Source organism: Streptomyces sp. NPDC048111, assembly GCF_043202815.1.
Lineage (GTDB): Bacteria > Actinomycetota > Actinomycetes > Streptomycetales > Streptomycetaceae > Streptomyces.
On record NZ_JBIDBD010000004.1, the window covers coordinates 334,168 to 360,254 of the forward strand.

At 73.4% G+C, this 26,087-nt stretch carries 26 protein-coding genes; 11 read left to right on the plus strand and 15 right to left on the minus strand.

Annotation, left to right across the window (positions count from 1 at the left end; genetic code table 11):
• Nucleotides 1–696 precede the first annotated feature (696 nt).
• The 3 genes from ACGF3I_RS11460 to ACGF3I_RS11470 form a co-directional block, all read right to left on the minus strand.
• Entirely contained in the window at nt 697–1,968 is a 1,272-nt protein-coding gene (locus ACGF3I_RS11460) for an HRDC domain-containing protein (protein WP_393130567.1), read from the minus strand.
• Nucleotides 1,969–2,046: 78 nt separating this feature from the next.
• On the minus strand, nt 2,047–2,709 hold the full coding sequence (locus ACGF3I_RS11465; RefSeq protein ID WP_393130569.1) for a LuxR C-terminal-related transcriptional regulator: 663 nt from the start codon (nt 2,707–2,709) through the stop codon (nt 2,047–2,049).
• 261 nt (nt 2,710–2,970) lie between these two features.
• Nucleotides 2,971–3,621 carry a DUF3000 domain-containing protein gene (locus tag ACGF3I_RS11470; RefSeq protein WP_393130571.1) on the minus strand — a complete coding sequence of 217 codons (651 nt, stop codon included), beginning with the start codon at nt 3,619–3,621 and terminating at the stop codon, nt 2,971–2,973.
• 91 nt (nt 3,622–3,712) lie between these two features.
• Between ACGF3I_RS11470 and hemE the strand changes: the two genes are divergently transcribed.
• The gene (gene hemE / locus ACGF3I_RS11475; RefSeq protein ID WP_393130573.1) at nt 3,713–4,780 is read left to right on the plus strand and encodes a uroporphyrinogen decarboxylase; all 1,068 of its coding nucleotides are present in this window, start codon (nt 3,713–3,715) and stop codon (nt 4,778–4,780) included.
• A gap of 3 nt (nt 4,781–4,783) precedes the next feature.
• On the opposite strand, the gene ACGF3I_RS11480 is transcribed toward hemE, so the two are convergent.
• The gene (locus ACGF3I_RS11480) at nt 4,784–6,163 is read right to left on the minus strand and encodes an FAD-dependent oxidoreductase (RefSeq protein WP_393130575.1); all 1,380 of its coding nucleotides are present in this window, start codon (nt 6,161–6,163) and stop codon (nt 4,784–4,786) included.
• A 117-nt stretch (nt 6,164–6,280) separates the two neighbouring features.
• Between ACGF3I_RS11480 and hemG the strand changes: the two genes are divergently transcribed.
• Together hemG and hemQ are read left to right on the plus strand one after the other, a co-directional pair.
• Nucleotides 6,281–7,711: a protoporphyrinogen oxidase gene (gene hemG, locus ACGF3I_RS11485; protein ID WP_393130577.1), complete on the plus strand. Its 1,431-nt coding sequence runs from the start codon at nt 6,281–6,283 to the stop codon at nt 7,709–7,711.
• A gap of 4 nt (nt 7,712–7,715) precedes the next feature.
• Entirely contained in the window at nt 7,716–8,432 is a 717-nt protein-coding gene (gene hemQ / locus ACGF3I_RS11490; protein ID WP_393130579.1) for a hydrogen peroxide-dependent heme synthase, read from the plus strand.
• 78 nt (nt 8,433–8,510) lie between these two features.
• Here the strand turns inward: hemQ and ACGF3I_RS11495 are convergent, their stop codons facing one another.
• The 6 genes from ACGF3I_RS11495 to ACGF3I_RS11520 form a co-directional block, all read right to left on the minus strand.
• Nucleotides 8,511–10,109, minus strand: coding sequence for an alpha/beta hydrolase (locus tag ACGF3I_RS11495; protein WP_393130580.1), 1,599 nt, complete (start codon nt 10,107–10,109; stop codon nt 8,511–8,513).
• Nucleotides 10,110–10,215: 106 nt separating this feature from the next.
• On the minus strand, nt 10,216–10,974 hold the full coding sequence (locus ACGF3I_RS11500; RefSeq protein ID WP_393130582.1) for a TIGR04222 domain-containing membrane protein: 759 nt from the start codon (nt 10,972–10,974) through the stop codon (nt 10,216–10,218).
• Between the two features lie 74 nt (nt 10,975–11,048).
• A complete protein-coding gene (locus tag ACGF3I_RS11505; protein ID WP_393130584.1) occupies nt 11,049–11,849 on the minus strand; it encodes a DUF4142 domain-containing protein in 801 nt (266 codons plus the stop codon).
• Between the two features lie 115 nt (nt 11,850–11,964).
• Complete coding sequence (locus tag ACGF3I_RS11510) at nt 11,965–13,386, minus strand: DUF692 domain-containing protein (RefSeq protein ID WP_393130628.1); 1,422 nt, start codon at nt 13,384–13,386, stop codon at nt 11,965–11,967.
• A 93-nt stretch (nt 13,387–13,479) separates the two neighbouring features.
• Nucleotides 13,480–14,085: a DUF4142 domain-containing protein gene (locus ACGF3I_RS11515; protein ID WP_393130630.1), complete on the minus strand. Its 606-nt coding sequence runs from the start codon at nt 14,083–14,085 to the stop codon at nt 13,480–13,482.
• Between the two features lie 164 nt (nt 14,086–14,249).
• Nucleotides 14,250–15,080 (minus strand): aminoacyl-tRNA hydrolase, encoded by an 831-nt coding sequence (locus ACGF3I_RS11520; protein WP_393130586.1) that lies wholly within the window; start codon nt 15,078–15,080, stop codon nt 14,250–14,252.
• Between ACGF3I_RS11520 and ACGF3I_RS11525 the strand changes: the two genes are divergently transcribed.
• Genes ACGF3I_RS11525 through ACGF3I_RS11540 form a run of 4 tightly spaced genes read left to right on the plus strand, consistent with a single transcriptional unit; the run spans nt 15,079 to nt 17,648 of the window.
• The gene (locus ACGF3I_RS11525; RefSeq protein ID WP_393130588.1) at nt 15,079–15,756 is read left to right on the plus strand and encodes an AIM24 family protein; all 678 of its coding nucleotides are present in this window, start codon (nt 15,079–15,081) and stop codon (nt 15,754–15,756) included. The two genes, ACGF3I_RS11520 and ACGF3I_RS11525, sit on opposite strands and share 2 nt — an antisense overlap.
• Nucleotides 15,757–15,779: 23 nt before the next feature.
• Nucleotides 15,780–16,598 (plus strand): ATP-binding cassette domain-containing protein, encoded by an 819-nt coding sequence (locus ACGF3I_RS11530; RefSeq protein WP_393130590.1) that lies wholly within the window; start codon nt 15,780–15,782, stop codon nt 16,596–16,598.
• Nucleotides 16,595–17,272, plus strand: a complete 678-nt coding sequence (locus ACGF3I_RS11535) for an ABC transporter (RefSeq protein ID WP_393130592.1) — start codon at nt 16,595–16,597, stop codon at nt 17,270–17,272. Before ACGF3I_RS11530 ends, ACGF3I_RS11535 begins: the two co-directional genes overlap by 4 nt.
• Nucleotides 17,273–17,315: 43 nt before the next feature.
• On the plus strand, nt 17,316–17,648 hold the full coding sequence (locus ACGF3I_RS11540; RefSeq protein WP_393130632.1) for a hypothetical protein: 333 nt from the start codon (nt 17,316–17,318) through the stop codon (nt 17,646–17,648).
• A gap of 84 nt (nt 17,649–17,732) precedes the next feature.
• Here the strand turns inward: ACGF3I_RS11540 and ACGF3I_RS11545 are convergent, their stop codons facing one another.
• The 4 genes from ACGF3I_RS11545 to zapE form a co-directional block, all read right to left on the minus strand.
• A complete protein-coding gene (locus ACGF3I_RS11545) occupies nt 17,733–18,623 on the minus strand; it encodes a polysaccharide deacetylase family protein (RefSeq protein WP_393130594.1) in 891 nt (296 codons plus the stop codon).
• A gap of 108 nt (nt 18,624–18,731) precedes the next feature.
• A complete protein-coding gene (locus tag ACGF3I_RS11550; RefSeq protein ID WP_393130596.1) occupies nt 18,732–19,616 on the minus strand; it encodes a PPK2 family polyphosphate kinase in 885 nt (294 codons plus the stop codon).
• A 76-nt stretch (nt 19,617–19,692) separates the two neighbouring features.
• Nucleotides 19,693–20,118: an OsmC family protein gene (locus ACGF3I_RS11555; protein ID WP_393130598.1), complete on the minus strand. Its 426-nt coding sequence runs from the start codon at nt 20,116–20,118 to the stop codon at nt 19,693–19,695.
• Nucleotides 20,119–20,184: 66 nt separating this feature from the next.
• Entirely contained in the window at nt 20,185–21,261 is a 1,077-nt protein-coding gene (gene zapE / locus ACGF3I_RS11560; RefSeq protein ID WP_393130600.1) for a cell division protein ZapE, read from the minus strand.
• Nucleotides 21,262–21,289: 28 nt separating this feature from the next.
• Here zapE and ACGF3I_RS11565 point away from each other — a divergent pair, with 28 nt between their 5' ends.
• The 4 genes from ACGF3I_RS11565 (at nt 21,290) to msrB (ending at nt 24,691) form a co-directional block, all read left to right on the plus strand.
• Entirely contained in the window at nt 21,290–22,117 is an 828-nt protein-coding gene (locus tag ACGF3I_RS11565) for a pyrimidine reductase family protein (RefSeq protein WP_393130602.1), read from the plus strand.
• Between the two features lie 152 nt (nt 22,118–22,269).
• Nucleotides 22,270–22,737: an indole-3-glycerol phosphate synthase gene (locus ACGF3I_RS11570; RefSeq protein WP_393130604.1), complete on the plus strand. Its 468-nt coding sequence runs from the start codon at nt 22,270–22,272 to the stop codon at nt 22,735–22,737.
• A 111-nt stretch (nt 22,738–22,848) separates the two neighbouring features.
• Entirely contained in the window at nt 22,849–24,243 is a 1,395-nt protein-coding gene (gene murC / locus ACGF3I_RS11575) for a UDP-N-acetylmuramate--L-alanine ligase (protein ID WP_393130606.1), read from the plus strand.
• Between the two features lie 40 nt (nt 24,244–24,283).
• Nucleotides 24,284–24,691, plus strand: a complete 408-nt coding sequence (gene msrB / locus ACGF3I_RS11580) for a peptide-methionine (R)-S-oxide reductase MsrB (RefSeq protein WP_393130608.1) — start codon at nt 24,284–24,286, stop codon at nt 24,689–24,691.
• Nucleotides 24,692–24,732: 41 nt separating this feature from the next.
• Here msrB and ACGF3I_RS11585 read toward each other — a convergent pair whose 3' ends face one another.
• Nucleotides 24,733–25,467 (minus strand): 4'-phosphopantetheinyl transferase family protein, encoded by a 735-nt coding sequence (locus ACGF3I_RS11585; RefSeq protein ID WP_393130610.1) that lies wholly within the window; start codon nt 25,465–25,467, stop codon nt 24,733–24,735.
• Nucleotides 25,468–26,087: the final 620 nt, after the last annotated feature.

The window sequence follows — 26,087 nt, forward strand, 5'->3', positions numbered from 1 at the left end:
GAACGTCACACCCCGAGCCCCCCTGGTGCTCCGCCCCAGACCCCGGGCGCGCTTGCCCACCGGCCCGCCCGTGACGGGGGGTGGCTGGCCCGGCTCTTCGGGGCTCCGCCCCAGACCCCGGGGGGTTTGCCCACCCGCCCGCCCGTGGAGGGGGTTGGACAGGCCCGGCCCCTGGGGCTGCGCCCCAGACCCGCTGAGGGGCTCCGCCCCTCGGACCCCGGCGGGGGCTGCGCCCCCTGCACCCCCCTTTCGCGCCTTAAGGGCGCTCGTCCTCAATCGCCGGACGGGCTGAGGGCGGCCGGTGCGGGCCAGCACCAGGCCGCTAAGGGGCGCGGGGAACTGCGCGAGGAGCGACCGCGGCCCGCGGGCGAAGGTTGCTCGGGCGGGCTGAGGTGGCCCGAGGGGGCCCGCACCGACCCCGCTAAGGGGCGCGGGGAACTGCGCGAGGAGCGACCACGGCCCGCGGACGAAGGTCCCTTGGCAGGCTCAGGTGCCCCGGCGCGGGCCGGCACCGGTGCGGTTAGGGGCGCGGGGAACTGCGCGAGGAGCGACCACGGCCCGCGGACGAAGGTCCCTCGGGCGGGCTCAGGTGGCCCGGTGCTGGCCCGCACCGACCCCGCTAGGGGGCGCGGGGAACTGCGCGAGATGGGATGGCCCCCCGCGCCCATGGGGGAAAATCGGCCAGAAAGTGGTGGGTCAGGGGGCGGTGAGGGCCGCCGTCAGCAGGGGCGTGACCTGGGCGATCTGCCAGGCCCGCGCCCCGTACGAACCCAGGGCCTCCGCAACGGCCCCCTCGGAACGGTCCCCCGGCGGCTCCCAGCAGATCCGCCGCACCGTGTCCGGAGTGATCAGATTCTCCTGGGGCATGTTCAACCGCTCGGCGAGCTCGGAGACGGCCGCGCGGGCGGCCGAGAGCCGGGCCGCGGCGGCCGGGTCCTTGTCCGCCCAGGAGCGCGGCGGCGGAGGCCCCTGCAGGGACTGCCCGGGCTGCGGCAGCTCCGCCTCGGCCAGGGCCTTCGCGCGGTCGACGGCCGCCTGCCACTGTTCGAGCTGGCGCCGCCCCATCCGGTGCCCGAACCCGGGCAGCGCGGTGAGCGCCCCGACGTGCGCGGGCAGCGCGAGCGAGGCCTCGATGATCGCGGCGTCGCTGAGCACCTTGCCCGGTGAGACGTCGCGCCGCTGCGCGACCGCGTCCCGCGCGGTCCACAGCTCGCGCACCGCCGCCATCTGCCGGCGCCTGCGCACCTTGTGCATGCCGGAGGTGCGGCGCCAGGGGTCCTTGCGGGGCGGCGCGGGAGGGGCGGAGGCGATGGCGTCGAACTCCTCGCGGGCCCACTCCAGCTTGCCCTGCCGGTCGAGCTCCTCCTCCAGCGCGTCGCGCAGGTCGACCAGGAGCTCCACGTCCAGGGCCGCGTACCGCAGCCAGGGCTCGGGCAGCGGACGGGTCGACCAGTCGACGGCCGAGTGGCCCTTCTCCAGGGCGTATCCGAGCACGCTCTCGACCATCGCGCCCAGGCCCACCCGCGGGAAGCCCGCGAGCCGCCCGGCCAGCTCGGTGTCGAAGATGCGAGAGGGGACCATGCCTATTTCGCGCAGGCACGGCAGGTCCTGGGTCGCGGCGTGCAGGATCCACTCGGTGTCCGAAAGCGCGTCCCCGAGGGCGGAGAGATCCGGACAGCCGACGGGGTCGACGAGTGCGGTGCCCGCGCCCTCGCGGCGCAGCTGCACGAGATACGCGCGCTGTCCGTAGCGGTAGCCGGACGCGCGCTCGGCGTCCACGGCCACGGGGCCGGTGCCGGCCGCGAAGGCGGCGACCACCTCGGCCAGCGCCTCGTCGGTGGCGACAACGGGCGGAATGCCCTCTCGGGGCTCCAGCAAGGGAATCGGCGCCTTGTCGACGTCGTCCGGGGGAGCGCCCCCGGTGGTTCGCAGTGCTGTCTCTGCTGCGGTCTTTTGGGCGTCGGTCACCTGTCAAGGGTATCTGTGTATGCACCGCGCCCGTCGACGGAACGTTCCGTCGACGGGCGCGGGAGGGTCGTAAACCGGTCAGTGGATGATTCCGGTACGCAGCGCGACGGCCACCATCCCGGCGCGGTCACCCGTGCCGAGCTTGCGTGCGATCCGGGCGAGGTGGGACTTGACGGTCAGGGCGGACAGGCCCATCGAGACGCCGATCGCCTTGTTGGACTGGCCCTCCGCGACGAGCCGGAGCACCTCGACCTCACGGCCGGAGAGCTCGCGGTAGCCGCCCGGGTGGCTCGGGGCACCCGGGGGGCGGCGGTGCATACGGGCCGCGGCGGCGCCGATGGGGGCGACACCGGGACGGCCGGGGTGGCCGACATTGGTACGCGTACCGGTGACGACGTAGCCCTTCACACCGCCCGCGAGGGCGTTGCGCACGGCGCCGATGTCGTCGGCGGCGGACAGGGCCAGGCCGTTGGGCCAGCCCGCGGCTCGGGTCTCGGACAGCAGGGTCAGCCCGGAACCGTCGGGCAGGTGGACGTCGGCAACGCAGATGTCGCGCGGGTTGCCGACGCGGGGACGGGCCTCCGCGATGGACGACGCCTCGATGACGTCACGCACTCCGAGCGCCCACAGGTGCCGGGTGACGGTGGAGCGGACTCGGGGGTCGGCAACGACGACCATGGCCGTCGGCTTGTTCGGGCGGTAGGCGACCAGGCTTGCGGGCTGCTCAAGAAGAACGGACACCAGGCCTCCTGGAAAGGTGCGGGACGGGGCCGGCTCGGGGATGAAGCCGGGGCGAACCGTGCAGTTAGGGTCACAAACCTCTTCGGCACCAATCCCCTCCGCCTTTAGAGAATGATCACGATTTGGTGAGAAACATTTAGTGCAATTCAGACATGTGCTCGATCGTCGGTCGGGGGCGGGAGCGCGCGGCCCCACCCGGGAGCGCGCCACAACGCCCCGCGCCCCGCCATGGGGCGGGGCGCGGGGCGCAGGGAAGAGGGGTCAGCGGGGGTCGCGGCGCTGCGGCAGGGTGACCACGGCGCTGCCCGCGTCGGCGCCCGTGGCGGGGGGCAGGCCCGCGATCTGGCACAGCAGATCGCACCAGGCCGCGAGGTGGCCCGCGGTGTCCGGCACCCCACCGCGTCCCTCGCGCGGCGTCCAGGACGCCCGGATCTCGATCTGGGTGGCGGGCAGCCGCTCCGAGAGCCCGCCGAAGTAGTGCGAACCGGCCCGGGTGACCGTGCCGCTGGCCTCCCCGTACGCCAGGCCCCGCGCGTCCAGGGCGCCGGTCAGCCACGACCAGCACACCTCGGGCAGCAGCGGATCGGCCGCCATCTCCGGTTCCAATTCCGCCCGTACGAGCGTGACCAGGCGGAAGGTGCCCTGCCAGGCGTCGTGGCCCGCGGGGTCGTGCAGCAGGACGAGCCGCCCGTCCGCCAGGTCGTCCTCGCCCTCGACGACGGCGGCCTCCACGGCGTAGGCGTGCGGCGCGAGACGCTGGGGCGGGCGCGTCTCGTCCACCTCGATCTCGGGGCGCAGTCGCGCCGTGCGCAGTGCGTCGACGGCCTGACGGAAGGGGATCGGAACGGAGGTCCCGTCCGCGGCGTCCTTGCCGTCGGCGCCATCCGAAGTTCGTCCCTGAGCGGCAGCCATGCGGGGAAGACTAGGCGGAACGGGGGCCCGGCGCCGGTAGGGACACCCGGCCCGGGGAAGCGGCTTGCCGCCACATGCGAAGATTTGGGGCGTGAGCGCCAACGACCGCCCTGTGGGCCAGCCGAACAGCAAGACGCACGACTCCGCGTTCCTCAAGGCGTGCAGGCGGGAAGCCGTTCCGCACACGCCGGTCTGGTTCATGCGCCAGGCGGGCCGTTCGCTGCCGGAGTACCTGAAGGTGCGCGAGGGCATCCCGATGCTGGAGTCGTGCATGCGGCCCGAGCTCGTCACCGAGATCACGCTCCAGCCGGTTCGCCGCCACAAGGTCGACGCGGCCATCTACTTCAGCGACATCGTGGTCCCGCTCAAGGCCATCGGCATCGACCTCGACATCAAGCCGGGCGTCGGCCCCGTCGTCGCCGACCCGATCCGCACCCGCGCCGATCTGGCCCGGCTGCGCGACCTGACCCCCGAGGACGTCCACTACGTCACCGAGGCCATCGGGATGCTGACCGCCGAGCTCGGCTCCACGCCGCTCATCGGCTTCGCCGGCGCCCCGTTCACGCTGGCCAGCTACCTCGTGGAGGGCGGCCCCTCGCGCAACCACGAGCACACCAAGGCCATGATGTACGGCGACCCGGAGCTCTGGGCCGACCTGCTCGACCGGCTGGCCGACATCACCGGCGCCTTCCTCAAGGTCCAGATCGAGGCCGGCGCCTCCGCGGTGCAGCTCTTCGACTCCTGGGTCGGCGCGCTCGCCCCCGCCGACTACCGGCGCTCGATCCTGCCCGCCTCGGCCAAGGTCTTCGAAGCGGTCGCCGGATACGGCGTGCCCCGCATCCACTTCGGCGTGGGCACCGGCGAACTGCTCGGCCTGATGGGCGAGGCCGGCGCGGACGTCGTCGGCGTGGACTGGCGGGTCCCGCTCGACGAGGCGGCCCGCCGGGTCGGCCCCGGCAAGGCCCTCCAGGGCAACCTCGACCCGGCCGTCCTGTTCGCCCCGACCGAGGCCGTCGAGGCCAAGACCCGCGAGGTCCTGGACGCGGCGGCGGGCCTGGAGGGCCACGTCTTCAACCTCGGCCACGGCGTGCTGCCCTCGATGGACCCGGACGCGCTGACCCGCCTCGTCGCGTACGTCCACGAGCAGACCGCCAAGTAGCGGCTAGCCGGCGGCGCGCAGCTTCGAGACCGCCTTGCGCGCCGCCACCAGGACCGGGTCCCACACCGACGAGAACGGCGGCGCGTAGGCCAGGTCGAGCGCGGTCATCTGATCCACCGTCATCCGGGCGGTCAGCGCGACCGCCGCGATGTCGATCCGCTTGGCCGAGCCCGCGCCGCCCACGATCTGCACCCCGAGCAGCCGCCCCGAGCGCCGCTCGGCCAGCATCTTCACCGTCATCAGGGTCGCGCCCGGGTAGTAGCCGGCGACATTGGTCGACTCGATGGTGGCCGTGACGTACTGGAGACCCTCCTCGCGCGCCTCGCGCTCCGACAGGCCGGTGCGCGCCACCTCCGTGTCGCAGACCTTGGTGATGGCCGTGCCCACCACCCCCGGGAACGTGCCGTAACCCCCGCCCACATTGGCGCCGATGACCTGGCCGTGCTTGTTGGCGTGGGTGCCCAGCGCGATGAAGCGGTGCCGGCCCGACACCAGGTCGAGCACCTCGACGCAGTCGCCGCCCGCCCAGATGTCCTCGTGCCCGCGCACCCGCATCGAGCCGTCCGTGCGCAGACCGCCCGAGGAGCCGAGCGGCAGCCCGGCCGCCCGGGCGAGAGCGGTGCGCGGGGTGACGCCGAGGCCGAGCACCACGACGTCCGCCGGGTACTCGGCGGAGTCCGTCGCCACCGCGCGCACCTGCCCCGACTCCCGGGTCCGCACCGCGGTGACCTCCGCGTCCGTGACGACCCGGATCCCGCAGCGCTCCATCGCCTCGGTGACGCGGTGGCCCATGTCCGGGTCGAGCGAGTGCATCGGCGCGGCGCCCCGGGTCACGAGCGTCACCTCGAAGCCGCGGCCGAGCATCGCCTCGGCCATCTCGACGCCGATGTAGCCGCCGCCCACCACCACCGCGCGCCGCTCCCCGGGCGCCCTCTCCATGCTGTCCAGGAGCGCCCGCCCGTCGTCGATGGTGTGCACGCCGTGCACCCCGGGTGCGTCGATCCCCGGCAGCGCGGGCCGCACCGGCAGCGCCCCGGTCGCGAGGACGAGCTTGTCGTACGAGGTCCACTCCTCGGCCCCCGACACCAGCTCCCGCGAGCGCACCCGCCGCCCGGCCACGTCGAGTTCGGTGACCTCCGTGCGCATCCGCAGGTCGATCCCGCGCTCGCGGTGCTCCTCGGGCGTACGGGCGATCAGGTCCTCGTGGCGGGGCACGTCGCCGCCCACCCAGTACGGGATGCCGCACGCCGAGTACGAGGTGAAGCCGGAGCGCTCGAAGGCGATGATCTCCAGCTCCTCGGGCTTCTTGAGCCTGCGGGCCTGGGACGCGGCGGACATGCCCGCCGCGTCCCCGCCGATGACCACCAGTCGCTCCGCCGCCATGGGTGTTGCCTCCGCTCGTGAGGGTCGCCTTCTCCCCGGTCACCCTACGGATCGCGCCCGCGGGCCGTGCGCGGGGCTCGTTCCGGGGCGCGGGCGAGGGTCTGAGACAGTGGAGCCATGGACAACGCCCCAGGTCGCGCCCCGCACATCGTCGTCGTCGGAGGCGGTATCTCCGGGCTCGCCGCGGCCCATCGTCTGCTCGCGTCGGGCGCCCGGGTGACCGTGCTCGAAGGCAGCGCGGTGCTCGGCGGCAAGCTGCTGGCCGGCGAGATCGAGGGCGCTCCCGTCGACCTCGGCGCCGAGTCGATGCTGGCGCGCCGCCCCGAGGGCGTCGACCTCGCCCGCGCCGTCGGCCTCGGCGACCGGATCCAGGCGCCCGCGGCCGCCGGCGCCGCGCTGTGGACCCGGGGCGCCCTGCGGCCCATGCCCACGGGCCATGTGATGGGCGTGCCCGCCGAGCCCGCCACCCTGCACGGCATCCTGTCCGCCGAGGGCCTGGCCCGCGTCGCCCAGGACCGCGAACTCGCCCCGAGCGAGGTCGGCGAGGACATCGGCGTCGGCGAGTACGTGGCCCGGCGGGTCGGCCGCGAGGTCGTCGACCGCCTGGTCGAGCCGCTGCTCGGCGGGGTGTACGCGGGGGACGCGTACCGCATCTCGATGCGGGCCGCCGTGCCCCAGCTCTTCGAGGCGGCCCGCGGCCACCGCTCGCTCCTCGACGGCGTGCGGGCCGTCCAGGCCGCGGCCGCGGCCCGGGCGCAGGGCGGTCCGGTCTTCGCGGGCCTCGACGGCGGCATCGGCACCCTGCCGGTCGCGGTCGCCGCCGCTGTGCGCGACCAGGGCGGCGAGATCCGCACCGAGAGCCCGGTCCTCGCGCTGACCCGCGCCGCCGACGGCTGGCGGATCCGGACGGACACCGGGGTGATCGAGGCCGACGGCGTGGTCCTGGCCACGCCCGCCTGGTCGGCCTCCGCGCTGCTCGCCGACGAGGCCCCGGCCGCCGCGGCCGAACTCGCCGAGGTCGAGTACGCCTCGATGGTCCTGGTCACCCTCGCCTTCCGGCGCTCGGACCTCGCGGGCCTCGAAGAGCGCTCCGGGTTCCTGGTGCCGCCGGTGGACGGCCGCACCATCAAGGCCTCCACCTTCTCGACGCACAAGTGGAGTTGGGTCAAGGAGCGCGGCAGCGACCTGTTCGTCCTGCGCACCTCGATCGGCCGCTACGGCGAGGAGCGCCACCTGGACTGGGACGACGCCGACCTCGTGGACGTCTCGCTCGGTGACCTCGGCGAGGCCGTCGGCCTGTCCGCCAAGCCCGTCGCGACCACCGTGAACCGCTGGATCGGCGGCCTTCCGCAGTATCCGGTGGGCCATCTCGACAAGGTCGCCCGGGTCCGCGCCGAGGTCGCGAAGCTGCCGGGACTGCGGATCTGCGGCGCCGCGTACGACGGTGTCGGCATCCCCGCGTGCATCGCGAGCGCCCGGCGCGCCGCGGACGAGATCATCGCCACGTCGACCCCGGCGCGGAACACCCTCGGTGACGCGGGACAATAGCCACATGAGTGCTGCTCCGGAAAAGATTCCCAACGCGGGGAAGAAGGCGAAGGACCTCAACGAGGTCATCCGCTACACCCTGTGGTCAGTCTTCAAGCTGCGCGACGTACTCCCTGAGGACCGGTCGGGTTACGCCGACGAGGTCCAGGAGCTGTTCGACCAGCTCGCCGCCAAGGACATCACCGTCCGCGGCACCTACGACCTGTCGGGTCTGCGCGCGGACGCCGACATCATGATCTGGTGGCACGCGGAGACCGCCGACGAACTCCAGAGCGCCTACAACCTGTTCCGCCGCACCAAGCTGGGCCGCGCGCTCGAACCGGTGTGGTCGAACATGGCGCTGCACCGGCCCGCCGAGTTCAACAAGTCGCACATCCCGGCGTTCCTCGCGGACGAGAACGCCCGCGACTACGTGTCGGTCTACCCCTTCGTGCGCAGCTACGACTGGTACCTGCTGCCCGACGAGGACCGCCGCCGCATGCTCGCCGACCACGGCAAGATGGCGCGGGGCTACCCGGACGTGCGGGCCAACACGGTGGCCTCGTTCTCGCTCGGCGACTACGAGTGGCTGCTCGCCTTCGAGGCCGACGAACTGCACCGCATCGTCGACCTGATGCGCCACCTGCGCGCCTCCGAGGCCCGGATGCACGTCCGTGAAGAGGTGCCGTTCTACACCGGCCGCCGCAAGAGCGTCGCCGACCTCGTGGCCTCCCTGGCCTAGCAAGACCAGGGGCCTGGCAAGACCAGGTGACCGGGCCCGCGCCACGCGAGCGGGCCCGGCCGCCCCTGACCCGGAAGATCAGAGAGCGGGCAGCACATGCCCCGGCCTGCCGGCCGCCCGCTCGTCCAGCGACACCGGGTTCGGCTCCGGGTGCGGCGCGCACGCAGCGCGCCGCACCGGCGTCCGACCGTTCAGGAGGTAGTCCTCCACATAGCCGTTCACACAGGCGTTGGCACCGCCCGCGATGCCGTGCGTACCGGCGTCCTTCTCCGTGATCAGGACGGAGCCCGGCAGCCTGCGCTGGAGTTCCAGCGCCCCCGGGTACGGCGTCGCCGCGTCCCGCTCGGCCGCCAGGATCAGCGTCGGCGGCAGCGCCCCCGGCCTCGCGCCGACGTCCACCGGCCGCTGCCGAGGGGCCGGCCAGTAGGCGCACGGCAGGTTCATCCACGCGTTGTCCCACGTCTCGAACGGCGCGGTCACCGCGAGTTCGCTGTTGTCCCGGTCCCAGGTGGCGAAGTCGGTCGGCCAGGGCGCGTCGTTGCACTCGACGGCCGTGTACACCGCGTTCCCGTTCTCGTCCTCGCGCGCCGACTCCGGCCGCGGGGCGGCCTGTTGGACCAGCGGCCGCTCGTTGCCCTTGAGGTACTCCGACAGGGCCGTGGCCCGGCTCGACCAGTAGTCGTCGTAGTACCCGGCCTTCAGGAGCGTCGCCTGCAGCTGCGCCGGACCCACCGTGCCGCCGGCCGGCTCCCGGGTCAGCCTCGCCCGCACCTTCTCGTAGCTCTCCAGCACCTCCTGCGCGGTGGTGCCCAGGTGGTAGACGTCGTCGTGCTTGGCGACCCAGGTGCGGAAGTCGGCCCAGCGGCTCTCGAACGCCCGGGACTGGTCGAGGTTGTTGCGGTACCAGATCTGCTCCGGGTCCGGGTCGACCGCCGAGTCGAAGACCATCCGGCGGATGTGGGAGGGGAACAGCGTCGCGTACACCGCCCCGAAGTAGGTGCCGTACGAGGCGCCCATGAAGGTCAGCTTCTTCTCGCCGAGGGCGGCCCGCAGCACGTCCAGGTCGCGGGCGTTGTTGATGCTGGTGTAGAAGCGCAGCGCCTGCCCCGCGTTGCGCGCGCACCCTTGCGCGTACGCCTGGGCCTGGGCGATGCGCTCCATCTTGTACGACTCGGAGGGGTGCACCGGCGACGCGGTGGGCGCCTTGGCGAAGTCCGCCGGGTCCTGGCAGGACAGCGGCGCCGAGCGGGCCACCCCGCGCGGCGCGTAGCCGACCAGGTCGTACGCCCCGGCGATCCGCGTCCAGTCCGAGAGGCCGGCGACCATCGGGAAGTACATGCTGGAGGCGCCGGGCCCGCCCGGGTTGAAGACCAGGGCGCCCTGCCGCTCGGCGGGCTTGCCGCGGGCCTTGGTCCGGCTGACGGTCAGGGCGATCTGACGACCCGTCGCATCGGCGTAGTCCAGCGGGACGTTCACGGTGCCGCACTGCACGGACGGCGGCAGCCCTTCCGCCTCGGGGCAGGTGCCGAAGGCGATCGGGGCGGCGGACGCGCGCCGGGCGGCGGCGGCCACGCCGCGGGCCTCGGCGCCGAGCTGGTCGGCGCTGCCCGCGGGAGCGGCGACGAGGGCGGAAAGGACGAGGGAACCGAGGGTCCCGTACAGCGCTACAGCTCTCATCGCCGGTGCATCCCCTTCGTGCTGCGGTACTACGGAAGTACAGACAGATCAAAAGGGGATACTTCGGATGGGGGGAAGTAAAGCAGCGGGGCCGCGCCGGGCGCGGTCATTGACTCCGATGCGCGAAGCGGCCGCTCGTCAGCGCGCTGCGCAGCTGGGGGTCGTCCACGGCCCGCAGTCCGCGCACGGCGAGCGCGGTGAGCGGATCGCCCGTCGTGTCGAGCCCGCCGAGCAGTTCCTGCCCGTCCGGCGAGGCCCACCGGGTGTACGGATGGATCTCCACGCGGGCGATGGCGAGGCAGCCGAGCGTGAGGACGAGGGGAAGCGCGAACCAGGCGGCGATCTCGGCCCGCCCGGTACCGCCCTCACCCGGCATGAGCAGCGCGGCGGTGGCGAGCGACGCGATGAGGTAGGTGGCGCCGCGGACCGTGCGCACCGAGGCGCCGACCCCGGCCCGCACCGCGTCCGGCACCGCGAGGCCCGCCCCCGCGAGCCGGTCGGCGAGCGCGTGCATCGCGTCGGCCGCGGCCGTACCGGAGCGTATGGCCGCTATCCGTTCCTGGCCTCCCGGGCCGATCACCGCCAGGACGGACCGTTCCAGGTCGTCGCGGCCCTCGGGGTCCACCACCGTCGCCCAGCCGGTGTGTGCGAGCAGGAGCCGGCGGGCCCGGTGCATCGAGACGAGGGTGAGGTCGGCGACCCGGTAGGGGCCGCCGGCCAGGAAGGCGGCCTCGTAGCAGGAGAGCCCCCGGCCTTCGTCCGTGCGGGGCCGGGGCCGGGCCGCGGCGACGGCCGCCAGGCAGAGCCGGCCGCAGGACAACCCGGCCGCGACGATCGCCGGCAGAAGGAAGAGGACCCAGAACATGGCCGAGTTGTATGCGAAGTCGACGCCTCACCGCCACAGTTCGTCCACGATGTGGACGACGCGTTGTGGTTTCGTTACGGAGTGTGGGCGTCGGGTGCGGCCGAGGCCTGGTCCTTGGGGCGCGAGGCGGCCGGCGGCAAGGAGAACGAGGGCTCGGTGGTTGGCCCGTCGCCCTCGCCGGGGGCGGGTGTGAGCGGCGCCGGGGCCCGGGGCGTCGCCCCCGGGGTGGGCGGCGGCGGGCCGGTGGGGCTCGTGGTCGCCGCCGTGGCCCCGTCCCGTGCGAGCGCGTCGAAGTCGACGAGTCCGGTGGCCTCCAGCATCGTGATGTGGTCCAGGACGGTGGTGTTGGCGTCGTCGGCGAGGTCGCGGACGAGTGTGTTGCGGGTGGTGGCCCGGATCTGCGCGATGAGCTTGAACACCGTGCCGTGGGCCGCGCGCAGCAGATTGGCGAAGTCCCGTTCGTAGGCGGCGCCGGTGTCCGCGCTCAACTGGCGCAGCCAGCCCTGCTGTTGGGCGTTCGGCCGGTCGGGCAGTTCCATGCCGAGCCGGGCCGCGACCTCGCGGACCCGGGCGTCCAGGAACGCGTGCCCGTCGACGAGGTGCCGGCCCGCCTCCTTGACCGCGGCGCCGGGGTCGCGCTCCATGGCCTGCCGCCCGGCCGGGCCCTCCCACAGGCCGGCGAGCCGCACCCGCACCACGAAGTCCCGGTCGGCCGCGGACAGCGGGCCCCAACGCGTGGGCACCGTACCGGCGTTGAGGTCGGCGAGCGGAGTGCCGGAGCGGTCGGCGTAGGACCAGACGGGGAAGAGCAGTGCGAGCAGGGTCGCCGTCAGCGCGGTGACGACGAGCCCGGTGCCGGACAGCGAGCGACGCATGGATGCCTCCTGGTGCGGTGCGCACGGTAGTGCGGATACCGCCGGTCCGGGAGGGGGTTTCGTGAATTGGGTGACGGGTGGGTGCGGAAGTCGTCACGTGCCGGTCGCACGGGGATCAACTGCCCTGCGTACCCGCTTCGTTGGCGGGCCCCGCCGCCGCGCCGGGGGTGATCCCGCCCGTCCGGACCAGGGTGCGCAGCAGGCGCGTGGTCCGGCCCGGGGGGCGTGGCCCGGCCCGGTCCTTCCACCAGCGGGCGAGGGCGCGCCGGGCCCTGGCGTCGTCGGGGCGCCCGGAGTCGAGCAGATGGCGGGCGAAGTCGAGGGCGTCCTGACGGTAGCCGCCCCGCATCGGACGCGACCGGGCGTACGCCAGGAACGCCTCCCGGAACCCGTCACCGGCCAGCGCCGGCAGTTCCGGCGCCACCTTGGCCACCACGTCGGCCCGCTTGGCCGCGAGGGCCCGGGCCTGGACGCGGAGCCGCCGTCCGTCGAACCCGGCGGGCACGGGGGTGCCGGCGGTGAGCGCCGAGAGCAGTGCGGTCTGCGTGAGCGCGAGGCATTCGCGGGCGCGGGCGGACCGCGCGGGGTCGCCGGGCCCGGTGCCGCCCTGCTCCGCGCCGTCTTCCCGCCCGGCTCCGCGTCCCGCGCCGCCCGGCGCCGCGGCGCCCCGTCCGGGCCCGGCCGAGGTTGTGGTGCTGCGCGGTGGGCCGGGGCGCGCCGGTGCCAACGTCGCCCGGATCAGGTCGAGTTCGGCCGAAAGGTGCGCCGCCGGCGGGAACGCCTCGTCGCGTTCCAGGAGCACTCCGGGCGGAGCCACCCGGGCCGCGAGGTCGGCCAGGACGTCGAGGACCGGGCGGGGCACGGGATGGGCGTGCGTGTCGTGCCACACGCCGTCCCGCTCGACGCCGCCGGCGACATGGACGTACGCGATCGCCTCCAGGGGAAGGGCGTCCAGCACCTTCGCGGGGTCCTCACCCCGGTTGACCCGGTTCGTGTGCAGGTTGGCGACGTCGATCAGCAGCCCCACCCCGGTGCGCTCGACGAGTTCCGCGAGGAACTCGCCCTCCGTCAGCTCGTCCTCGGGCCAGGCGATCAGCGCCGCGATGTTCTCCAGGACGAGCGGCACCGGCAGCGCGTCCTGCGCGACGCGGACGTTCTCGCACAGCACGCGCAGTGCGTCCCGGGTGCGCGGCACCGGCAGCAGATGGCCGGCCTCCATGCGTGGCGAGGCGGTCAGCGGCCCGCCCGCACGTACGAAGGCGATGTGTTCGCTCACCAGCGGCGAGCCGAGCGCCTCGGCGCGGGCCGCGAGGTCGGCGAGGCGGCCCGCGTCCGGCCGGTCGGCGCCGCCCAGGCCGAGCGAGACGCCGTGGGGGACCACGGCGATCCCGCGCTCGCGCAGCCGGACCAGGCCCTCGGGCAGGTGCCCGGGGCAGATGTTCTCCGCGACCGCCTCGACCCAGTCGACGCCGTCGAGCTCCTCCACCGCCCCGGCGATCTCAGGCCGCCAGCCGATGCCGATGCCCAGATGCTTCATGGACAGGTCATCGCCACCGCCGTCGGCGGCGAACCCCGTGCCGGGCACCTTCAGAGCTTGATTTGAGGTTGCCGCGCCCCGGGCGGCCCGGGGTCAGCTCGGTGTGGCGAGCGCGTCGAAGTCCACCAGGCCGGTCGCCTCCAGCATCGTCATGTGGTCGAGCACGGTGGTGTTGGCGTCGTTGGCGAGGTCGCGGACGAGCGAGTTGCGCGTGGTCGCGCGGACCTGCGCGACGAGCGCGAACACCTTGCCGTGGGCCGCGCGCAGCAGGTTCGCGAAGTCCCGTTCGTAGGCGGTGCCGGTGTCCGCGGTCAACTGGCGCAGCCAGCCCTGCTGTTGGACGCTCGGCTGGCTCGGCAGCTCGATGCCGAGCTTGTCGGCCACGTCGCGGTCGTGCTTGTCGAGCGCGGCGTGCCCCATGACGAGGTGGTCGCCGGCCGCCTTGATCGCGGCACTGGGCGCCCGCTCCTGCGCCTGCTGGCCGGCCGGGCCCTCCCAGAGTCCGGCGAGCCGCACCTTGGTGACGAAGTCCCGGTCCGTCGCGGACAGCGGGCCCCAGGGGGTGGGCGTGGAGGACGAGTCGAGGTTCGCCTGCGGGGTCCCGGCCCGGTCGGCGTAGGACCAGACGGGGAAGGCGAGGGCCCCGATGGTGGCCACGAGCACGGCGATGAGCAGACCCGTACCGTTCACACGGCGCAGGGCGAACAGGCTGGGGCGAACGATTCCACGCGACAAGGTGCCTCCCGGGACGGCCGGTTGAGAGCGCGAGCGCGCTGCTCGGGGGTACCGGGGGATACGGACGGGGCGGGTGGTGCGTTCAGCGGACCGGGGGAGTGGCTGTCGGACCCGCCGCCCCGCCGCCGTCAATCCCCGCGCAGCCGGGCGCGCAGGGCCGGGTGGTCGGCCACCACCGTGCAGGAGCCGGGGGCGATCTCCGTGAAGCCGGCGTCGCGGACCACCGGGAGCCCGCTGAGCGTCAGTTCGCGCCAGGCCGCCGGGTCCGCGGTGCGCACCGACAGGGCGAAGCCCGTCTCGCGCCAGGCCTTGCGCTCGGTGTCCGTCAGCTCCCACCAGGCGAGCTGGGCGCCGTGCCCGGCCTGCGCCATCTCCTTGCCCGCCGACATGCCGAGGTCCGGGTTGAACCAGAGCACCGGGGCCGACGGGTCGGGTGCGGCAGGGGCGGCCGGGTCGTCCAGCTCCGTGCCCGACACCTGGAGCCTGGCGAGCAACTTGGGCCAGCCGTCGAGCGGGACCGGCGGGAAGACGCGCACCTCGGCGGCCGTGCCCGTCACCGTGATGCCGGGCAGCGCCTCCGCCTTGCGCCACTCCGCGCCGCGGGCCCTGCGCACCACCTTGCGGATCCGAGAGTCCTCCCAGTCGCGCACCGCCCGGGCCCACTCGCCCGCGTCGGGGCCCTCGCCGAGCGACCGGTCGTCGCTGAGCATCACGAGCACCGCGCGGGCCGCGGTCTCCAGGGCGTCGGTGCGGGCCGGGGGGTCGGCCTTCTCGATGTGCACGACGAGCGGCAGCACGAACTGCCGTGCCTCGTCCCGCGGGGACTCGTCGTCGAAGGGGCTCTCGGAGGGGCCGGCCGGGGTGTCCGGGGTGTTCTGGGTGCTCACACCCCCAGTCTGCCAGCCGCCGAACCGGTGATTCTTGGCGGAACGAATCGTTCCGGGACAGGATGCGCCCATGAAGAGCGACCTTTTTGCCCAAGAGAACATGGCCCAGCCGGCGGCCGTCGCCGGAATGACCCTGGAGAACGCCAAGTCGATCAAGTACGCCGTCAACGGCGAGATGCTGGCACGCCAGGGCGCCATGATCGCCTACCGCGGCAACCTGCAGTTCGAGCGCCGCGGTCAGGGCCTCGGCGGCATGCTCAAGCGCGCGGTGACCGGCGAGGGCCTGCCCCTGATGGCGGTCAGCGGCCAGGGCGAGGCCTGGTTCGCGCACGAGGCGCAGAACTGCTTCATCGTGGACATCGAGCCGGGTGACGCGCTCACCATCAACGGTCGCAACGTGCTGTGCTTCGACGCCTCGCTCAGCTACGAGATCAAGACGGTCAAGGGCTCCGGCATCGCCGGCGGCGGCCTGTTCAACAGCGTCTTCACCGGCCAGGGCCGCCTCGGCCTGATGTGCGAGGGCAACCCGCTGGTCATCCCGGTCTCGCCCCAGCAGCCGGTGTACGTCGACACCGACGCGGTGGTCGGCTGGACCGCCAACCTCCAGACCTCCCTGCACCGTTCGCAGTCCATCGGATCGATGCTGCGCGGCGGCTCCGGCGAGGCCGTGCAGCTGATGCTCCAGGGCGAGGGCTACGTCATCGTCCGGCCGAGCGAGGCGACGCCGCAGAAGGCGCAGCAGCACTGAGCGGCGCCCGCGCGCTGCGGGGGGTGGGCCGCCGGTACGGGATCGGCGGCCCCTGGGTCCTGCGGAACATCGACCTTGAGCTGCCCCGGGGCGTCCTGGTCCGGGTCGAGGGCACCAACGGCACGGGGAAGTCGACCCTGTTGAGGCTCGTGGCCGGCATCGACGCGCCGACCGAGGGCCGCGTCACCGGCCGCCCCCGCACCGCCTACGTCCCCGAACGCTTCCCCGCCGCCCTGCCCTTCACCGCGTCCGGCTACCTCACCCACCTCGGCCGCGTGCACGGCCTGCCGGGCCGCACGGCGAGGGAGCGGGCGTTCCACTGGCTGGAACGGTTCGGTGCGGCCGGATACGCCCGGACCCCGCTCGGCGAGCTCTCCAAGGGCACGAGCCAGAAGGTCGCCGCCGCCCAGGCGCTGCTCGCCGACCCCGAACTCCTGGTCCTGGACGAGGCGTGGACCGGCCTGGACGGCGCCGCCCGTACCGAGCTCGACCGGGCGGTGCGCGAGCGCGCGGCGGCCGGCGCCGCGGTCGTCTTCGTCGACCACGATCCGGCGCGCCTGGCCGGGCACGAGAGCGCGCGGTACGCCCTCGCGGGCACCGGCCTGACCCCCGTGGGTGCTGCGCCGCCGGGCGGAGCCGCCCCCGGGCCGCCGCCCGCCGTCCTGATCGACATCGTCGGCGACGGCCGGCTGCCGCTCCAACTCCCGGGCGATCCCGTGGAGTTGGCGAACGCGGACGGTACCCGGACCCTGCGCGTGCCGGCCGCCCGGTCCGACGACCTGCTGCGCGCGCTGCTCACGGCCCGCCCGCCCTGGCACATCGAAGGAGTACGCGGCCCATGAGTCCGCTCGTCCCGCTCGTGCGCTACCAGAGCGCGCTGCTGCTGCGCTCGCAGCGCTGGCTCGCGCCGGTCCTGCTGTACGCCGCCGTCCTCGGCGTCGGCGTACAGGCGGGGGAGCCGGTCCTCGGCGCGCTGGGGTACGCCGCCGCGGGGGTGCTGCCGGTGGCGGCCTGGCTGGTGCGGATCTGCGTCACCCAGGAACCGGAGGCGGCGCGCGGCTGCGCCGCGGCGGCGGCCGGCCCGGCCCGGGTCCACCTGGCGTCGCTGCTCGCGGCGACGGGATGCGCCGCGGCGCTCGCGGCGGCGGGCACGGCGTACGTGGCGGCCGTGAGCGATCCGGCGGGCGCGGACCACAGGGCCGCGGTGCCGCTGGGCCCGGCGGGCGCGGCGGGACTGCTCGCCGCCGGTGTCTGTGTGCTGACCGGCGCGACCGTCGGCGCGCTGTGCAGCCGCCCGGTGCTGCACGGTCGGGGCTGGTCGTTCGCGCTCACCGCGGCGGGCGCGCTGCTCGCCCTGGTCCTCGGCCCCTCGCCCGCACGGCACGCGGTGACCGTCCTGGTCACCGGCTCGCCGACCGGCATCGTACGGCTGCCCCTGCTGCCACTGGCCGCCGCGTTCGCCCTCGCGGTGGTGGTCGCGGCCGGGGTCTGCGCGCTCAGCTCGCGGCGCCGCTGAACGGCCCGGGGGCCCGGGCGCGCACCCGGCTAGGCTCGACGGCATGGACGAGACGACCGGGCGCGACACGACGGCTCCACGCGGCGCGAGGACTCCGCACGATGCGACGGCTTCGCACGCCGGGACGCCCTCGCACGAGGTGACGACTCCGCACGGCGCTACGACTCCGCACGCCGGGACGGCTCCGCACGACGACCCGGGCTACTGCGACGCGGGGCCCGACCGCGCGGCCGGTGTGCCCGGACCGGTGGGCGCTCCCTTCGCCGAGTGTGTGCTGTGCCGCGAGCCCACCGAGTATCCGGAGACTACGAAGGGCGCCACCCTGTGCCCGGTGTGCGAGTGGCAGGAGGCCCAGCGCTCCGCCTGCTCGGGCTGACGGCTCCGGCCGGCCGGGCCGGCGCACCGCCGCACCGGCCGAGCGGACCGGCTCGTCCCGCGCACCCGCCGTACGCCCGCGGGCTCAGCGCCGGGCAGCGCCGCGGATCAGGTCGGAGACCTTGACGAAGCGGTAGCCGCGCTTGCGCAGCTCGGGCACGATCCGCTGGAGCGCCGTCTCGGTGACCGGCGCCGCGCTGCGCGTGCAGTGCATGACCACGAGCGAGCCGGGGCGCACTCCGGCCAGGACCTGCTCGGCCACCGCGTCGGCGTCCTTGGCGAACGCGTCCCCGCTCACCACGTCCCACTGGACCGCGGTCATCTTCAGCGGGGCGAGGTCGCGCAGCACCGCATCGTCGTAACAGCCGCCCGGGAAGCGGAAGTAGGGCACGGTGTTCACCACGCCCGCCTTCTTGAACTGGGCCGTCGCCTTCTCGACATCGGCCCGCATCGCGCCCTTGTCGACCACGGGCAGCCCGTAGCAGTCGGACTTGAACGCGTAGTGGCTGTACGAGTGGTTGCCCACCTCGAAGGCGGGGTCGGTGCCGATCGCGCGGGCCTCGGCCGGGTACTCCTCGGCCCATCGCCCGGTCATGAACACCGTGGCCGGCACCTTCATCTTCTTCAGGTCGGCGATGAGACCGGGGTTGTCGAAGCGCTCGCCGCCCGCGGCGCGCGGCCCCTGGTCGGCGGTCATGTCGGCGTCGAAGGTCAGGGCCACAACCTTCTCGCCGCGCGGGTTCTTGGGAGCGGCCTCGAAGACGGGGGTCAGGCCGCCCGGCCCCGGGGGCAGGACCGGCGCGGCCTGCGTCTTGGGAGCCCCGGCCCCCGAGGGCGCCGGGACCGACGGGGAGGCCTTGGCGGCGCCCGAGTGCGAGGCCTGCCCGGTGCCGCAGCCCGCGAGCGTCGCCCCGAGCAGGACAACCGTGAACAGTTTGCGTGCAGTAATCGTCACAAACGGAAAGTAGCCGATCATATCGGCGCATTTGTTGAGGCCGGTCCGCCTCGCGCGCCCGATGCGCCCACGCGGACCAGCGCCCACGCGGACCAGCGCCCACGCGGACCAGCGCCCGCCGCTGATCGCTCAGCGGTCGCCGACCAGCCGCCGCCGGCACTCCTCGACGTCGAAGTCCGCCGGCGGGTACTGCGGATCCAGGGCCCGCAGATGTTCGAGGAGCAGCCTGCTGACCGCCCAGTTGCGGTACCACTTGCGGTCCGCGGGAACCAGGTACCAGGGCGCGTCCGCGGTCGAGCAGCGTTCCAGGGCGATCTCGTACGCCTCCTGGTAGGCGGGCCACAGCGCCCGCTCCTCGATGTCCCCGGCATTGAACTTCCAGTACTTTTCGGGGTTGTCGAGGCGGGCGAGCAGCCGGCGGCGCTGCTGCTCGTAGCCGATGTGCAGGAAGACCTTGACGACGGTCACGCCGTCGGCCGCGAGCGAGGCCTCGAAGCGGTTGATCTCCCCGTAGCGCTCCTCCAGCTCGGGGCGCGGCACGAGTGCGCGCACCCGGGCGATCAGCACGTCCTCGTAGTGCGAGCGGTCGAAGATGCCGATCTCGCCGGGCTGCGGCAGCGCCTTGGTGATCCGCCACAGGAACGGGTGGGACAGCTCCTCGGGGGTGGGCGCCTTGAACGCCCTGATCCGGCAGCCCGAGGGGTTGAACAGGCCGATGACGTGCTTGACCGTGCCGCCCTTGCCGCTGGTGTCCATGCCCTGGAGCACCAGCAGGACCCGCCGCCGGTCGCCCGCCGTGCTCGCGGCGTACAGCCGTTCCTGGAGGTCGGCGAGGCGTTCGCCCATCCGGGCGGTCTCGGCGAGGCCGGCCGCCTTGTCCTTCGGCCCGGCCGGAATGCCGTCCGCGGCGTGGGCGGCCAGGGTCGGGCGCTCGCCCACGGGGATGCGCAGCAGATCGCGAAGGTCCTGCCCGGGCTGGTCCTTGCCCTTGTCGGCCTTGTCCTTGCCGCCCACTGCGCACCCCTTCCGGTCGCCCGCGCTCCCTCGATCGTGCGATGGAACGGGGCCCGGCGCTACCGCGGGGGCGGCCTCAGACCAGTTCGGCGCTGAGCGTGATGGTGGTCCCCGAAAGGGCCTGGCTCACGGGGCAGTTCTTCTTGGCGTCCTCGGCGGCGGACTGGAAGCCGCTCTCGTCGAGCCCGGGGACCTCGCCGCGCACGGTGAGGTGGATGCCGGTGATGCCCTCGCCGGGCTGGAAGGTCACGTCGGCCTTCGTCTCCAGGCGGGTGGGCGGGGTGCCCGCGCCGGTCAGACCGTGCGAGAGGGCCATCGAGAAGCAGCTGGAGTGGGCCGCCGCGATGAGCTCCTCCGGGCTGGTCTTACCGTTGGCCTGCTCGGCGCGGGACGGCCAGGAGACCGCCTGCGAGGCGATGCCCGAGGAGTCGAAGGTGACGGTGCCGGAGCCCTTGAGGAGCTCGCCTTCCCAGACCGTGTGCGCCGTGCGCGTGGTGGCCATGATGATTCCCTTCTGTGGCCGAGGGGGCGGTGGACGGATGCAGCTGGGGCCCCCTCGGCCCCAAACCTACTGCGCCACAAGGCCCTTCGCGTCACGGGCGAGCGCGGTCAGACGGGAGATCGCCCGGAAGTACTTCTTGCGATAGCCGCCGTTCAGCATCTCGTCGCTGAACAGCCGGTCGAAGGGCACGCCCGAGGCGAGCACCGGCACCTCCCGGTCGTACAGACGGTCGGCGAGTACCACCAGGCGCAGCGCCGTCGACTGGTCGGGCACCGGCCGCACATCGGTCAGGCACACCGCGCGGATCCCGTCGGTGAGCGCCCCGTACCGGCTGGGGTGCACGCGCGAGAGGTGGTCGAGCAGCTGGGGGAAGTCGTCGAGCGCGGCACCCTCGGTGGCGTACGCCGCCTTGGTGACCTGCTCGTCGGAGTACGGGGCCGGTGCCTCGGGCAGGCCGCGGTGGCGGTAGTCCTCGCCGTCGATCCGCAGCGGCCGGAAGTGCGCCGAGAGACCCTGGATCTCGCGCAGGAAGTCGGCGGCCGCGAACCGGCCCTCGCCGAGCTTGCCCGGCAGCGTGTTGGAGGTCGCGGCCAGCGCCACGCCCTGCTCGACCAGCCTGCCCAGCAGCGAGGACACGAGCACCGTGTCGCCGGGGTCGTCGAGCTCGAACTCGTCGATGCACAGCAGCCGGTGGCCGCTCAGCGTCTGCACGGTCTGCTGGAAGCCGAGGGCGCCGACGAGATTGGTCAGCTCCACGAACGTGCCGAACGCCTTGAGCGCGGGCTCGGCCGGCGTGGCGTGCCACAGCGAGGCGAGCAGATGCGTCTTGCCCACGCCGTAGCCGCCGTCCAGGTACACCCCGCGCGGGCCGGGCGCGGCGGCCGGCTTCTTCGAGAACCAGCGGCGCCTGGCCCCGACGGCGTGCGCGCCGCCGAGTCCCGCCGCGAAGGAGGACAGGACGGTGACCGCCTCGGTCTGGCTCGGCTGGTTCGGGTCCGGCACGTACGTCTCGAAGCGCACCGAGTCGAACCGCGGCGGCGGCACCATCTCGGCGACCAGACGGTCGGCGGGGACATGCGGCGCGCGGGCGCAGAGCGACACGGGGGCCGCTTCGGTTATGGGGCTGGTCGACACAGTCCCCAACTGTACGGGCCGTGCCAGACTTCACCGCATGCGACAACTGTTCCCTGTGACCGACCAGACACCGGCCGCCGAGGGCACCGCGGACGCGCCGCGGCCCGCAGCCGCCGGAGCCACCGACACCGCGGAACACGCCGCACACGGCGACTGGTCGCTGGACCGACTGGCCGAGGCCTACGCCTATCCCCGGACCGACGGGCCCTGGCTGCGGGCCAACATGGTGTCGTCGCTCGACGGCGCGGGACAGCACGAAGGCCGCTCGCAGCCGCTGTCCTCCGACACCGACATGCGGATCTTCGGCACCCTGCGGGCCCTCGCGGACGTGGTGGTGGTGGGCGCGGAAACGGTACGCCTCGAGGGGTACCGGCCGGCCCGGGCGCGGGCCGAGTTCGCCGAGCGGCGGGCGGCGGCGGGCCAGGGCCCCGCGCCCGTGATCGCCGTCGTCACCGCGAGCCTCGACCTGGACTTCGCGCTGCCCCTGTTCACCTCGCCCCTGGTTCCCACACTGATCCTGACCGGCGCCGCGGCCGACCCCGACCGCGTCCGCGAGGCCGAGCGGGCCGGCGCCGAGGTGGTCGTCGCCGGCGACGGACCCGGGGTCGAGCCCCGGCGGGCCGTCCGGGCGCTGGCCGAGCGGGGCCTGCGGAGGATGCTCACCGAGGGCGGGCCGCGGCTGCTCGGTCAGTTCGTCGCGGCCGGGGTACTCGACGAACTGTGTCTGACGGTGTCGCCCATGCTGACCGCGGGCGATGCCCAGCGCATCGCCGGGGGACCGGTGGTGAAGGTCCCTCAGCGGTTCGCGCCGACCGCGGTCCTGGAGGACGCCGGGTTCCTGTTCACGCGTTACCGTCGGATCTGACGATCGGCGGAATTCACCGTTCCGGTTAGCTCGCGCTGGGCACACTTACTCAGGCAGACCCCGTGCGGTCACGGGGAAGGATGGTTTCCGCAGGGGCCGGATCCGCCACGCATGGTGGCGGCGGCCATGGAGAGAACAGAAGGGCGCCTGTCGTGTTCACGAGCGTATTGATGATCGAGAAGCCCCTGACCTCCGTCGACGTGGAATTCGTCACCACTCTGCACGGGGACGAGCAGACGTCGTTCGTCGTGCTCATGCAGCCCAGGGGCGACCAGGACCGACTGCTGCGCGCGATCGACGACGTGGCCCTCGGCGAACTCGACGACGCCGTCCACGAGGGCGAGGAACCGGAGGGCCGGGCGGCACAGGCCCCGGCCGAAGTGGCACTCCAGCACTCCCTGCAGTCCCTGCGGGACGCGGGCAGCAGAGCGGTGGGGCAGGTGGTCGACGACCACCCCCTGGACAAACTCAAGGGCGTCGTCGACGAGGTGAACGCCGACGAGGTCATCGTCCTGACCGCCCCGCACTACGTGGAGGAGTTCTTCCACCGGGATTGGGCCTCGCGCGCCCGCCACAAGGTCGGCGTCCCCGTCCTCAAGCTGTTCGCCCACAGCGAGTAGCCCGTACGCCCGCCCGCACGGCACTCCCGGAGCCGTGTCGCGGCCGGAGCCCCCACAGGAATTAGGGTGGGGGCTCCTTCTGTACGTCGTCGCACCCCGGGAGAGAACCGCATGGCCTCCGCCATTCCCACCGCCATGGAACGGCCGCACTTCATCGGCATCGGCGGTGCCGGCATGTCGGGCATCGCGAAGATCCTGGCCCAGCGCGGCGCCCGGGTCGCGGGCAGCGACGCGAAGGAATCCGCGACCGCCGCATCACTGCGGGCCCTCGGCGCCACCGTCCACATCGGCCACGTGGCGGACCACCTCGCCGACGACGCCACCTGCGTCGTCGTCTCCAGCGCGATCCGCGCCGACAACCCCGAGCTGGCCCGCGCCGCCGAACTGTCCGTGCCCGTCGTGCACCGCTCGGACGCACTGGCCTCCCTCATGGGCGGACTGCGCGCCATCGCCGTGGCGGGCACCCACGGCAAGACGACCACCACCTCCATGCTGGCCGTCGCCCTGACCGAACTCGGCCTCGACCCCTCGTACGCGATCGGCGGCGACCTCGAAGGCCCCGGCACCAACGCCCGGCACGGCCAGGGCGACATCTTCGTGGCCGAGGCCGACGAGAGCGACCGCAGCTTCCAGAAGTACGACCCCGAGGTCGCCATCGTCCTCAACGTCGAGCTCGACCACCACGCCAACTACGCCTCGATGGACGAGATCTACGACTCCTTCGAGACCTTCGTCGGCAAGGTCGTCCCCGGCGGCACCCTGGTGATCGCCGCCGACCAGCCCGGCGCGGTGGAGCTCACCCGGCGCGTACGCGACCTGTCCGAGCTGAAGGTCGTCACCTACGGCGAGTCCGAGACGGCCGACGTACGCGTCCACAAGGTCACCCCGCGCGGACTCACCTCCGAGGTGACCGTCCTCCTGAACGGCAAGTTCCTCACCTTCACGGTCTCGGTCCCCGGCCGCCACTACGCCCACAACGCGGTGGCCGCCCTCGCCGCCGGCGTGGCGCTCGGCATCCCGGCGCACAACCTGGCCTCCGCGCTCGGCAAGTACACCGGCGTCAAGCGCCGCCTCCAGCTCAAGGGCGAGGCCAAGGGCGTCCAGGTCATCGACTCCTACGCGCACCACCCCACCGAGATGACCGCCGACCTGGAGGCCATGCGCGGCGCCGCCACGGACTCCCGCCTCCTCGTCGTCTTCCAGCCCCACCTCTTCTCCCGCACCCAGGAGCTGGGCAAGGAGATGGGCCAGGCCCTGGCCCTCGCCGACCTCTCCGTTGTCCTCGACATCTACCCGGCCCGCGAGGACCCGGTCCCCGGCGTCACCAGCGAGCTCATCATCGACGCGGCCAAGGCGGCCGGCGCCACGGTCACCGCCGTCCACGACGCCTCCACGGTGCCGGACGTGATCGCGGGAATGGCCGCCCCCGGGGACCTTGTTCTCACCATGGGCGCGGGCGACGTGACGGATCTCGGCCCGGCCATCCTGGCCCGCCTGTCGAACTGACCCGCCCCGATCCGACCTGATCCGACCGAGGAGCCACCCCATGTCGTACGACGTCGAGAAGCCGGACGAGCAGTGGCGCGCGGAGCTGACCCCCGCCGAGTACCAGGTCCTGCGCAAGGCCGGCACCGAGCCCGCGTTCGTCGGTGAGTACACCGACACCAAGACGCAGGGCGTCTACTCCTGCCGCGCCTGCGGGGCCGAACTCTTCACCTCCGGCGAGAAGTTCGAGTCCCATTGCGGCTGGCCGAGCTTCTTCGACCCGAAGGACACCGACGCCGTCGAACTCATCGAGGACCGCACCCTCGGCATGGTCCGCACCGAGGTGCGCTGCGCCCGCTGCGGCTCCCACCTGGGCCACGTCTTCGAGGGCGAGGGCTACGCCACCCCGACGGACCAGCGGTACTGCATCAACAGCATCTCGCTGCGCCTGACCCCGACCGAGGGCTGACTTCCGCACCCGCGGTCCGGGCCGGGCCGCGAGCCCCGCGCCTAGACGTACGCGTGGAGACGGACGTCCGGGTGGGTGCCGTCGGCCGGAGCCGGGACGGCGACGGCCGCGGCCCAGGTGTCGGGCACGGCCAGGTCGGTCACGGTCCAGGTCTGTGGCGTGCCGGGCACTCCGGAGGCCACGACCACCGGCCCGGCGAGCTCGGGCCGGGTCTCCACGGCGCGCAGATCCGTGGTGATCCCGACGCCGACCGCCTTGAGAACGGCCTCCTTACGGGTCCAGCAGCGCAGGAAGGCCCGCGTGCGCGCCTCCCCCTCATCGGGACCCAGCACGATCGCGCGCTCGGAGACGGTCAGGGTGGACGGGGCGAGCTCCGCCACCGGGAAGTCCCGCACGACCTCGACGTCCACCCCCACCGGCACGCGGGCGACGGCGAGCATGCCGCAGCTGCCGGTGTGGGAAATGCTGATCCACAGCGGCGTCTCGGGGTGCAGTACGGCGGGCGGGCCGTGCAGCGGATCACCGCAGCCCGGGCAGGGCCGTCGCCCCAGCCCTATCTCCTCGGGCGCCATGTCGAGCAGCCCCGACAGGATCCGCCGGCTCGCGGCGCGCCCCGAGACGAACCCGACGGCCGTCCCCTGGTGCACGAACCGTGCGGCACGGTCGCGCTCGTCCTTGCTGAGCAGGTCCAGGTCGGCGGCGGGGACGGGGTCGTCTCCGGTACGCCACCACCAGGCGTGTGCGTCGGCGGTGTCGTTGTCGAGGATCAAGGTCACGGAGGAACGCTACCGCCACGGCCGCAGCCGGGTTGACGTTCAGGTTGACGTGGAACCGCCCGGTCCGTAAGGTTCTTCGGGTTGCCACCGAGCCGGAACGGTTCTGCGGTGACCGTCCGCCGCAGATTCTGCGGCACCCAACTCAGCATGATCTCCCGACCGGGATGAATTTCGGCATGCCGAATTCTGTATTCCCGTTCGAATCGGACGACTCGATTATGAATCGGCCGGGGAAATCCGCTAGAGTCTGGGACGTCGGAACGGCCCAACAGCCGCGAAGACAAACCGACTTGGCCCCGGGCGACCGGGAATCGGACACGAAAGAGTCTGATAGAGTCGGGAACACGAAATACCGAAGGGAAGCGCCCGGAGGAAAGCCCGAGAGGGTGAGTACAAAGGAAGCGTCCGTTCCTTGAGAACTCAACAGCGTGCCAAAAGTCAACGCCAGATTGACAACCCCGTACCGCTTCGGCGGACGAGGTTCCTTTGAAAAGTCCTGACGGCCCTCGTGGTCGGCAGGCAACAACACAGCGAGGACGCTGTGGACGGGCCGCCTTATTCCGGTGGTTCCGTCCCGCTCTTACGTGATGTGTGCACCCGATTACGGGTAAACATTCATG

Excerpts from the sequence above, each read along its gene's own strand:
- ACGF3I_RS11470 (WP_393130571.1), bottom strand. The coding sequence starts at position 3,621 with ATGGCTGCCGCTCAGGGACGAACTTCGGATGGCGCCGACGGCAAGGAC.
- ACGF3I_RS11480 (WP_393130575.1), bottom strand. The coding sequence starts at position 6,163 with ATGGCGGCGGAGCGACTGGTGGTCATCGGCGGGGACGCGGCGGGCATG.
- hemG (WP_393130577.1), top strand. The coding sequence starts at position 6,281 with ATGGACAACGCCCCAGGTCGCGCCCCGCACATCGTCGTCGTCGGAGGC.
- hemQ (WP_393130579.1), top strand. The coding sequence starts at position 7,716 with ATGAGTGCTGCTCCGGAAAAGATTCCCAACGCGGGGAAGAAGGCGAAG.
- ACGF3I_RS11495 (WP_393130580.1), bottom strand. The coding sequence starts at position 10,109 with ATGAGAGCTGTAGCGCTGTACGGGACCCTCGGTTCCCTCGTCCTTTCC.
- ACGF3I_RS11500 (WP_393130582.1), bottom strand. The coding sequence starts at position 10,974 with ATGTTCTGGGTCCTCTTCCTTCTGCCGGCGATCGTCGCGGCCGGGTTG.
- ACGF3I_RS11505 (WP_393130584.1), bottom strand. The coding sequence starts at position 11,849 with ATGCGTCGCTCGCTGTCCGGCACCGGGCTCGTCGTCACCGCGCTGACG.
- ACGF3I_RS11510 (WP_393130628.1), bottom strand. The coding sequence starts at position 13,386 with ATGAAGCATCTGGGCATCGGCATCGGCTGGCGGCCTGAGATCGCCGGG.
- ACGF3I_RS11525 (WP_393130588.1), top strand. The coding sequence starts at position 15,079 with ATGAAGAGCGACCTTTTTGCCCAAGAGAACATGGCCCAGCCGGCGGCC.
- ACGF3I_RS11520 (WP_393130586.1), bottom strand. The coding sequence starts at position 15,080 with ATGGGCGCATCCTGTCCCGGAACGATTCGTTCCGCCAAGAATCACCGG.
- ACGF3I_RS11535 (WP_393130592.1), top strand. The coding sequence starts at position 16,595 with ATGAGTCCGCTCGTCCCGCTCGTGCGCTACCAGAGCGCGCTGCTGCTG.
- ACGF3I_RS11540 (WP_393130632.1), top strand. The coding sequence starts at position 17,316 with ATGGACGAGACGACCGGGCGCGACACGACGGCTCCACGCGGCGCGAGG.
- ACGF3I_RS11545 (WP_393130594.1), bottom strand. The coding sequence starts at position 18,623 with ATGATCGGCTACTTTCCGTTTGTGACGATTACTGCACGCAAACTGTTC.
- ACGF3I_RS11555 (WP_393130598.1), bottom strand. The coding sequence starts at position 20,118 with ATGGCCACCACGCGCACGGCGCACACGGTCTGGGAAGGCGAGCTCCTC.
- ACGF3I_RS11565 (WP_393130602.1), top strand. The coding sequence starts at position 21,290 with ATGCGACAACTGTTCCCTGTGACCGACCAGACACCGGCCGCCGAGGGC.
- murC (WP_393130606.1), top strand. The coding sequence starts at position 22,849 with ATGGCCTCCGCCATTCCCACCGCCATGGAACGGCCGCACTTCATCGGC.
- msrB (WP_393130608.1), top strand. The coding sequence starts at position 24,284 with ATGTCGTACGACGTCGAGAAGCCGGACGAGCAGTGGCGCGCGGAGCTG.